This window comes from Rhodococcus sp. EPR-134, assembly GCF_001647205.1.
GTDB classification, from domain to species: Bacteria; Actinomycetota; Actinomycetes; order Mycobacteriales; family Mycobacteriaceae; genus Rhodococcus_F; species Rhodococcus_F qingshengii.
Genome location: NZ_LVCT01000153.1, coordinates 1 through 9,648, shown reverse-complemented (window position 1 = coordinate 9,648; position 9,648 = coordinate 1). Strand labels below are relative to the sequence as shown.

7 protein-coding genes are annotated in these 9,648 nt (G+C 60.4%); 4 read left to right on the top strand and 3 right to left on the bottom strand.

The features are described from left to right. A partial coding sequence (locus A2J01_RS06830; protein ID WP_064112379.1) for an ATP-binding protein occupies positions 1-889 on the bottom strand: 889 nt, incomplete at its 3' end. 469 nt (positions 890-1,358) lie between these two features. Next, the gene (locus A2J01_RS06825; protein ID WP_064112378.1) at positions 1,359-2,399 is read right to left on the bottom strand and encodes an NAD(P)/FAD-dependent oxidoreductase; all 1,041 of its coding nucleotides are present in this window, start codon (positions 2,397-2,399) and stop codon (positions 1,359-1,361) included. A gap of 662 nt (positions 2,400-3,061) precedes the next feature. Between A2J01_RS06825 and A2J01_RS06820 the strand changes: the two genes are divergently transcribed. Genes A2J01_RS06820 through A2J01_RS06805 form a run of 4 tightly spaced genes read left to right on the top strand, consistent with a single transcriptional unit; the run spans position 3,062 to position 8,456 of the window. Beyond that, positions 3,062-4,699, top strand: a complete 1,638-nt coding sequence (locus A2J01_RS06820) for an ABC transporter substrate-binding protein (RefSeq protein ID WP_134929666.1) — start codon at positions 3,062-3,064, stop codon at positions 4,697-4,699. 36 nt (positions 4,700-4,735) lie between these two features. Continuing rightward, entirely contained in the window at positions 4,736-5,689 is a 954-nt protein-coding gene (locus A2J01_RS06815; RefSeq protein WP_047272018.1) for an ABC transporter permease, read from the top strand. Position 5,690: 1 nt separating this feature from the next. Further along, a complete protein-coding gene (locus tag A2J01_RS06810; RefSeq protein ID WP_064112377.1) occupies positions 5,691-6,542 on the top strand; it encodes an ABC transporter permease in 852 nt (283 codons plus the stop codon). After that, complete coding sequence (locus A2J01_RS06805) at positions 6,543-8,456, top strand: dipeptide ABC transporter ATP-binding protein (RefSeq protein WP_064112376.1); 1,914 nt, start codon at positions 6,543-6,545, stop codon at positions 8,454-8,456. A gap of 775 nt (positions 8,457-9,231) precedes the next feature. Here A2J01_RS06805 and A2J01_RS06795 read toward each other — a convergent pair. Beyond that, the gene (locus tag A2J01_RS06795; protein WP_082900815.1) at positions 9,232-9,555 is read right to left on the bottom strand and encodes a putative quinol monooxygenase; all 324 of its coding nucleotides are present in this window, start codon (positions 9,553-9,555) and stop codon (positions 9,232-9,234) included. Positions 9,556-9,648: the final 93 nt, after the last annotated feature.

The following is a 9,648-nucleotide window of genomic DNA, read 5'->3' as shown; positions in this document are numbered from 1 at the left end:
CTTCTGCCGTGATCGGACTCGACGCCGCCACATCCCACGTGGCTTTTCCGTAGGCCTGAACGAAGTACGGGTACCCGTCAGCCGCTTCGTACAGAGCGTCGAGCGCGGATTCGGTGAACTCGACGTCCTCACGCTCGGCAGGTGCGATCAGTGCCTGATCTGCAGCTTCACGCTCGAGGCGATCGATCCGGTGGTAGCTGAACAGGCGCTCCGAGTAGCTTTTCGACGCCGACAGCACAGCAGGCAGATGCGGAAGCCCCGCCCCGACGACGATCAGCGGTGCCGCGTCCTGACTCAACTCGTGGCAGGCCCCGCAGATCGCCGAGACATCCGCTGCTCCGAGGTCCTGCATCTCGTCGATGAAGATGGCGATCCCGACGCCGACATCCCTGGCCAGCGACGACGCATCGAGCAGCAACTCGACGAGGTCGATCTCGATGTCGCCGCTGTCTGCCCGACCTTTGATCGCGGGTGCATCGATGCCTGGCTGCCAGCGCTCGCGCATTCCCTTGTCCGCAGTGGCGCGTAGGGCAAACGATTTGAGGACTCCGAGGAACTGCTCGACCCGCTCCGGATCGCGATGGGAGACCGCGATCTCTCGGACTGCCATGTGGAGCGCTGACGAGAGTGGGCGTCGTAAATCCTGATCGGGGCGCGCCTCGATCTTGCCTGTCCCCCAGCTTCGGGAGATCGCGGCCGAACGCAACTGATTGAGCAGGACGGTCTTGCCGACGCCACGCAAGCCGGTGAGGACAACACTTCGTTCCGGGCGGCCACGCGCAATTCGCTCGAGAACGACGTCGAAGGCGTCGATCTGCTTGTCGCGCCCAGCGAGTTCCGGCGGGCGTTGACCGGCACCGGGGGCATACGGATTGCGCACGGGGTCCATGCCCATCGACGGTACAAGCCGAGTAGACGAATATCCCGCTCTCTAGCGCGTGTCCTAGAGAGAACTAGTAACTGCTATTGCACCCCGTGAACCTCGTACTATCGCCGTATGCAATGGCTTCGGGCGGGGATCGGAATCATCGCGGGGGGCGCGCTATGGGTCATGTCGTTGCTCGCGTCCACACCAGACACGCTTTGCCAGGACAACTATCCCGCCCCCGACTCGCCTGGTCCGGGATACTTTTCAGCTGTGTGGAAGGCACATCGTCTTCCGCTGCCTGTGCCAGCAGCCAGATGCACGACACATCTAGTCGATGTGGACTCCACGGCTACCTCGGTCGTCGTGGACTGGCCGATGGCCAGTTTGGGGGTTCTCGGCATTACCCTCGTGGTGGTCTCGTTGCTAACCCTAAAACGCCCTACCGAAAACTGAGCGCCCAGCATCCCGTCTACCTGTTCGAGCCCGACCGCTAGATGAAGTCCCCGGCCACGTGGGCCCCAATTGCTCCGGCCAGAATGATCGCAGGATGCGCCGCGGCCAGATAGAGCCCCGACACGTCTTCGGCGAAGCCCAGCAGTGGCCGGCCACCGCGTGGAATGGGACGGTCAGCGACTACCGCCTCGATCAGTTCCACGTGTTCACCGCCCACGAGCTGACTGCGGACCGCCTGCAGGGTCGGCTCGGCAAGCTCATGAGTGTCTCCGGAGAACCCGAACGGAACATCCTCAGCCGCAATCAGTGTCGTGTCGTCCAATTGCCTGATCTCGAAGTCCGGGGTGGAGAGGATTCCGCTCACCAATCGGTGCGGCGTCGAGAATCTGATGAGGCAACACGGTGAGGCGCCGACCGCGACGTCGACTCCCGCCGACGCCGCGAGGCCGGGGATAGCAGTGCCCGCGGAGAGGATTGTGGTCGATCCGTAGACGGGACCGTCGGCAGTCACTACTCCGCACACTCTCTTGCCTTCCGTGTACATCGAGAGCACACTGACATCGGAATGCACTGTGGCACCGTATGCTTCGGCACCCCGCAGGAGCGATCGAGCGAACGCAACCGGGTCAACTCCACCATCGTCAGGCGCATATGCCGCTACCGCGGGCGCTGTGCGCAATCCCGGCTCACGAGCAAAGACCTCATCTTCACCGATGAGTTCGACTGGATGACCGAGTGCGCGATGCGCGTCGACGAACTTTCGAGTCTCCGCTTCCGTCGTCTCCCACGTGATCGCGCCTCTGCGGCGCAGACCGAATGGCTCGACGAGTTCGCGCTCCAGCCGGTCGAACTCGGGTGCGGCGCCATGTCGGCACGGATCGGAGTAGGTTTCTGCTGCACTCTTCGAGAGGCCGACCCAGGCAAACGAGTTGCCGGTCACCCCTCCCGCCACCGAGCCCCGCTCGAGCACGGTGACTCGGAGACCAACGCGCGCCAGGTGATACGCGATCGACGCGCCGACGACACCGGCACCAATCACCAGGATCGGGCTGTCGTTTCGACCATTCGGATGCGTCACCAGTGGACCATATCTGCGAGCCGCAACCTGGATCCACTCGATTTGGATGCGAGGACTTCGGCGGTTAATGGAGGACTAGGCCTGTTCCCGCTCGGCGGCGAGAGCGACCGCCCGTTCGAAGGTATGGACGAGCACTGCACGCCGAGCACCCTAAACTCGAGTCACTCCCCACGCGGTGAACCTGCGGTCACCAGTCATCGGAGTACACGCAGCAGTTCCCAAAAGAGAACAACAACCGCCTGTGGGCACCGACAGGCCCGCCAGACCGGGCGTAAAGCCCGCCCAGTCTTGTCGCCAAGTCGCCGATCAGGTAACCCGAGGTCATCCGCGCGCTGATGCTTTGAGGCTGTCGACATTGGCGACGGGTCGCACTGGTGAACGCCCAGTCGTGGCCGAGGCCCTAAAGAAGCCCTCCAACAACCGATCCCGACTTCAGGTCGCATCACCCCCAGAACACCGATACTGAAATCCCGGCTTCCGTCTGAACGCGTTGGCGTGCAATCTTTGCTCTGACTCTGTATCTCGGGACTTTCCAAAGCACTCTTCGGATCGTCGAAAAATATCCGCGCTGGATTCGACAATCGTCTAACGATATGTGACCTACATCTCCGTAGCGTTACCCGTCATATCCGGTTGGGTTTTCGTGAACAGGGAGTTGACGCTTGAAGAAGCCAGTTCTACATCGCGCGATGCGCGCTTACACGCGAACCGCCACGTACGCGGTATCGGCAACAGCACTCGTCCTCGTGGTTTCCGCGTGTGGCTCCGCACCGGGCGCCACACAGACTCGAACGATCACCGACGATCCGATACCCGCCTTCACCTTCGCTCTTGCAGCGGCTCCGATCTCCTTAGATATCACTAAGGATTTCGGTCCTTCCATGCAGGTTCAGACCCTGTTCACCGAACCGCTGGAACGGCTTTCCGGTGAAGGAGAGTTGCGACCTCATCTCGCCGAAGCCGTATCGGTTCCTGACCCGACGACCATCGACTACGTCATCCGGTCCGACGTGCGATTCTCCGACGGAACTCTACTGACCCCGGAGGACGTGATCTGGAGCCTTCGGCACGTCTCTGATTCCGCAGCCGGGGCGCAAACTGCCGGCGAGCTGGAAAGTCTCGAAAGCATCGAACAAACCGGACCGATGCGGGTGACTGTGAAGTTGTCGCATCCCGATCCGGTTGCCAGGCAGAGCATCGCGCTATTCGGACTGATCCAACAGGCAAGGTTCGCTGAAGAACATGCTGCCGAATTGGGTACTGCGCAAGCGGTTCCGGTGGGCACTGGCCCGTACCGGGTCCAAGAATATTCAAGTTCCGGTGTGCAACTTGTCCGTAACAATGACTACTGGTCGGAGCAACCTGCACCGGAAACGCTGAAGTTCGACGTGATTCCGGACGGCAACACCGCTCAGTTGGCAATGCGATCCGGCGACATCCAAGCTGCGAATGTGGCCGACATCAAGAAGCAGTCACAGTGGAAGCAGATCGGTGGAATCGACACGATCGAGGTCCCTCTGACCAAGCTCACGTATTTGACGTTCGATACCAGTACGAGTCCGTTCGACGATGTCCACGTGCGGAAGGCCGTCGCGCACTCGATCGATCGAAAAGGAATCGCAGAGGCGGCATTCGGCAACGACTCCGCGATATTGAAGGGTTTGGCAACTCCGGAAATGTTGACCGGTGTCGCCGGTTCCCCTGGGAACGCGCAATCCTTCCTGGACGGAATCGGCGGAATCGAGTTCGACAGTAACCTTGCGGCGCAAGAACTTGCCGCCTCGTCGCACCCCCAGGGATTCACGGTGGAGGTCCCCTACACCGACAACGTGAACTGGACGGAACTGACGGTACTCAACCTGCAACAAAACCTGGCGCCACTCGGTGTGACCGTTGTTCCAAAGCCCATCACCCAGACCCAATGGATTTCCGACCTGTACGCCCACAAGGTTCCCGGAATCGGATTCCTGTCGATTACCGCATCGACGCCCGACCCCAAATTGATCGGCTCCGTCGTCGGAAAGGAGAACGCTGTCGCACCGAAATTCAACGCCTCGAATTGGTCTACCGATTCCGTCGAACAGGCGCTGCCCGTCCTGAACGGATCGACCTCACCCCTGGACCGATGGACTGCCGCCCAGACCATCTTGACCGGCATCCACGAACAACTTCCGTACGTCCCGCTGTTCAATCCGAATCTGGTCTACGCAATTGCCGACGGGTTCGCCTTCGATCGCGACATGTCCTTCTACGACTTCGTCAACGGTTCGTGGGTTACCGCAGTGAAGGCAACGTCGTGAACGACTATCTCTCCCACACAACGAGGTTCGATTGAGATGGCAGTAGCGGCGTTCATCGGCAAGCGACTCGTGGTGTCGGCCGCGCTGCTTCTGGTAATCAGTTTTCTGGTGTTCAGTCTGCTGTCGGTGACGCCAGGCTCTGCAATTGCCGTCCTTGTCGGCTCTCGTCCGAGCACACCCGAACTGATCGCGGCCCTGGAGGCACGACATCACCTCAACGATCCTTTCCTTGTTCAGTATTGGCACTGGTTGGTCGATGCACTGCAGCTCGATTTCGGGACGTCGACCAGATCAGGTGCGCCGGTGACCGGCATCATCACCGATCACCTACCGGTCTCGATCCAACTGGCGGTGTACACACTTGTTTTGGTGGTCGGGATCGGGGTCCCCTGCGGAATGTCAGCGGCGTATCAGCGCGATAAATGGGTGGACAGAGGTATCTCGATGGCTTCCGTAATAGGTATGAGTGCACCAGGTTTCGCAGTCGGAATGTTGCTGATTTTCGTATTCGGACTCGAGCTCGGACTGTTCCCCGTTTACGGCGTGGGCAATGGATTCTTCGATCGCTTGGTGCACCTCACCCTGCCAGCAACAGCACTCGGCATCGCGCTCATCGCACTGCTGATCCGGCAGACACGCGCCGGAGCGCTCAACGTGCTCCGGCAGGACTACATGACATTCGCGAAAGCTCGTGGTCTCGACCCCTCACGGGTCTTCTTCCGATATGCGTTACGGAACTCCGCAATGCCGGTGGTGACTGCGGCCGGTCTGATACTGATCGCTGCGCTGTCCGGCGCCGTACTCGTCGAGACCGTGTTCTCCGTACCGGGAGTCGGTTCGCTGATGGTGCAGTCGGTCACCGAAAAGGACCTACCCGTCGTACAAGGGTTGGCCGTGTGTCTCGGCGCCTTCGTGATTGTCGTCAACCTGGCGGTGGACGTGGTAGCTCTCCTCGTCGACCCGCGCATGCGGTACGCAGGAAAGGGATGACATGACTGCACTCACCGATCGCGAAAAGAGCAGGCAGGGATCGCGAATTCCCATCACCGTTGTGATTGCACTGGTGATCCTCGGTGTGATGGTATTCGCGGCTGTCGCCGGTCGGCTCATAAGCCCTTACGACCCTTACACTCAGGATCTTCTCCGCGGTGTGACCGGTTCCGATCGCACACAGTGGTTGGGCACCGACGATATGGGACGCGATGTCCTCTCCCGTTTGATCGACGGTACCGGCCGCTCCGTGCTCGGACCGCTGTGCGTAGCGATGGGAACAGTGATAGCCGGCGCATCCGCGGGGCTGGTCGCCGGATATAACGGCGGTGCACTCGACAACGTCCTCAACCGATTCGCAGACCTCGTGTATGCCCTGCCCGCGCTCCTCGTCGCCATCGTGCTCCTGGGGATTCTCGGCGGGAGCTACTGGCTGACTGTGGCGATTCTGGTTTTCCTGTCAGTACCGAGCGCCATCAGAATAGTCGGCAGTGTGACGCGCGTCCAGGTTCGTCTGCCGTACATCGACTCTGCGAAGACCCTCGGATTGACCGACTCACGGATCATGATCCGCCATGTGCTGCCCAACATCGCGCCCACCGTGCTCGCCGTCTTCCTGCTGGATTTCGTCGGAGCGTTGGTCGCCTTCTCGTCGTTGTCATTTCTCGGTATCGGTATCGCCCCCGGGGCTGCAGATTGGGGATCGATGCTCTCCCAGGGGCAATCGATGATCTCCGAGAACCCCTGGGTCGCAGTCGCCCCCGCAGCCTGTCTCATCCTGACCGGCAGCGCCGCAACTATCTTCGGCGACTGGTTCTTCAAACGGCTGTCAGACTCAGGAGAACGGAAGTAGATGACTGTGGAAGATGTGACAGTACAATCGGAAACGGCCGATGCGAATGGCCCCCTCCTGAAAGTTTCCGGGCTATCGGTGTACGCGAACAGGTCGCAGGTGCTCGTCAGCGATGTCAACATCACGGTCCCCCGAGGCGAGACTCTCGGGATAGTCGGCGAGTCTGGCAGTGGAAAATCGATGGCAGTTCGTTCGCTTGTCGGTTTGCTACCGCCGGGAATCTATGCACGAGGAGCAGCAGATTTCGACGGAATCCCGTTGATCGGCACACGCGAACGTGAACTGCGATCGTTACGGGGCTCCCGAATCAGTCTTTTGATGCAGGACCCGTTCAGCATGCTCAACCCCATCCACACGGTAGGCGAGCACGTGCGGGAGACACTCCCGCCAAATGTCAGAAAAGGCGGACGCCAACAAGTTCGGGCCGAAGTTGCTGCGCGTCTCGCGGAGGTTGGCTTGGATCCCGCCGTCGCACAAAAGTACCCCTTTCAGCTCTCCGGGGGGATGCGGCAACGAGTTGCCATGGCGGCCGCGCTTGCCGGCGATCCGGAGTTGCTGATCGCCGACGAACCGACAACTGCACTGGACGTGACCACCCAGGACGAAGTCCTCCGACTTCTCGCCGGTCTACAGAAGTCACGAAACATGGCGCTCATCTTGATCACTCATGATCTGCACGTGGCGATGGACGTCTGCGATCGGATCCAGGTCATGTACGCCGGACGCGTGGTGGAGGAGGCTACGGTCGCCGATCTTGCCCGCACCCCGACGCATCCCTACACACGTGGGCTGATGTCGGCCAGTCCCCCTGTCGATCGTCGAGTCGAACGGTTGACGTCGATTCCCGGCAGTGTGCCCAGAGCCGCAGCCGTCGAGGCGATCTGCGCATTCGCTGACCGATGCGAATGGTCTGTCGGCGAATGCTTTTCAGCCCGACCAGCTCTTACTCCCATCACGATCGAACACGCTTCGGCTTGCATCCGGATCGATCGGATTCACGACGAGTTTCCCCGCGGTTCCGAGTTCGAACCACCTCTACCTCAACAATCCGAGTCACGATCTTTCGACACCATCGGCCCACCGATAGTCGAGGTTGCGAACGTACACAAGGTATATCGCGCCAAAGCGATGTTCGGCAAGCCCAAGGACTCGCACGCCCTCCGCGGCGTGACTTTCTCGATCCGCGCCGGCGAATCAGTGGGACTGGTAGGTGAATCCGGCTCAGGGAAGACAACTATCGCTCGTGCTCTCCTAGGTCTGGAGCACGTCACCTCCGGCCGGATATCGGCATTCGGCAGAGAGCTCGCGCCCACTGGATCCACTGCGCGAAAAACCAGAGTCGAGTTGGCCCGGGAGATCCAAGTAGTGTTTCAGGATCCGTACGCAGCGCTCAATCCATCCCGAACCATCGGTGCAGCCTTGCGAGAAGCTATAGCCGTACGAACCGGAGCGGACAAACGCGATAGCGATTCCGTAGCCTCGGAAGTCTCGGAGTTACTCGGCAAGGTGGGACTACCAGGCAGCTACGCCGCTCTCCGTCCGGCTGCGCTCTCGGGTGGCGAACGTCAGCGCGCCGTGATTGCCCGGGCAATTGCCGTTCGACCCAGGCTGCTCATCTGCGACGAACCTGTTGCCGCCCTGGACGTGTCCGTGCAGGCCCAAATTCTCGAGCTGCTTCGCTCTATCAGAGCGGAAAACGGGATGAGCATGCTCTTCATCACTCACGACTTAGCAGTCGTGAGGCAGATGACCGATCGAACAGTGGTTCTCTACCGGGGTGAAATCGTAGAAGCCGGCGAGACAGAGGCCGTGCTCGACGCACCAAATCACCAATACACACAACGACTGCTCGCATCGGTTCCATCCTCCATTTCAGCAGTTGTGCAACGTAGTTCAAATGCAATCCCGAGGTAGCACTGCTGGATACGACGACCGGGCACCCACTCTTGAACTGCCGGCACGCAACACGAATGCCGACCTCGGATTTGCATGGAACATCCGCCGATCCTGCACCTCCCGACGGACCGACACGGATGCACGGACTGCCACAGAAAACACCACTTCGTGAACCCGAAGCCGTGACGCCGAAAGACATCGACGTACAGCATCGCCAAGGCCTTGCAAGGCTGCAGACGATATCCAGCTTGAGATCGGATAGTCGCCGCGTCCGACGAAAGAGGACCACCCACCGTCATCGGCCATCTCGGCGAGCCCGTAGGTCCGTCCCACGTGGCGGGCGAGCACTGTTGCGCGTTGTACCCAGCGCCCGTCATCTACACCCAGTGACGATCCTGGGCGATCCTGCAAACAGGCTGCCGGTTCCGAACACCACGGGCACGGCAGCGAACCTGAGAAGCATTGCCGTCGAACCGTATCGGAGGCCACCCTGCATCTGGTTAGTGGTGGAACGCGTGTCGGCAAACTACCGACGAAGCTTGCGCCAGCGGCGAACTTTTCGTTCGGAACGTACGTGACTCGTCTGATTTCGGCTCCGTTGAACCCGACGCCTTCCGCCGGTTCGAGTGCCAGTCGGCTGCAGCAATGCTCTTGCCGAACATCGCGTGAGCGTCGTCGGAGGACACGTCTACTCGTCGGGATCTCTTGGCGAGAAAATTCGGTCCTCCATCATGCCACCAGCCAGGCCGATCACTCTAAGAATGCTGGGACGCGGCTCGGTGGCCTTAGGCCATCAGCGACCACTCTCGTCTGAGTACGTGCGCACAATGCGATCGGTGAGAAGTGGAAAAATCTTGTCCGTGCCGATAGATGCAAAGTGCGGCGAAGTTCGGTGCGCTTCGAAGCCGGCTTCGTCGATGTACATCTCGAGGATGGTTACGTGTAGCGGATTCTCGACGTTGCGGAAGTACTCGTAGCCGAGATTGGCGGGCTCGTTCCGGCTTGCCTCAGCGAGTTGGGCCAGATGGCCGAGCACCTCGTTCGCGGTTTCCTCGCCCAGCCGGTATTCGGCGATTACCCGAAAGTTCGACGTAGCGGGCCGTGCGTTCTCAGTCACGAAAATTACTCTCTAGTAGTAGATTACGAGCAAAAGACAGTGCCTGACTGCAACTCAACGACGACCACGTGCGGTACGAGTCCTGACGCCTAC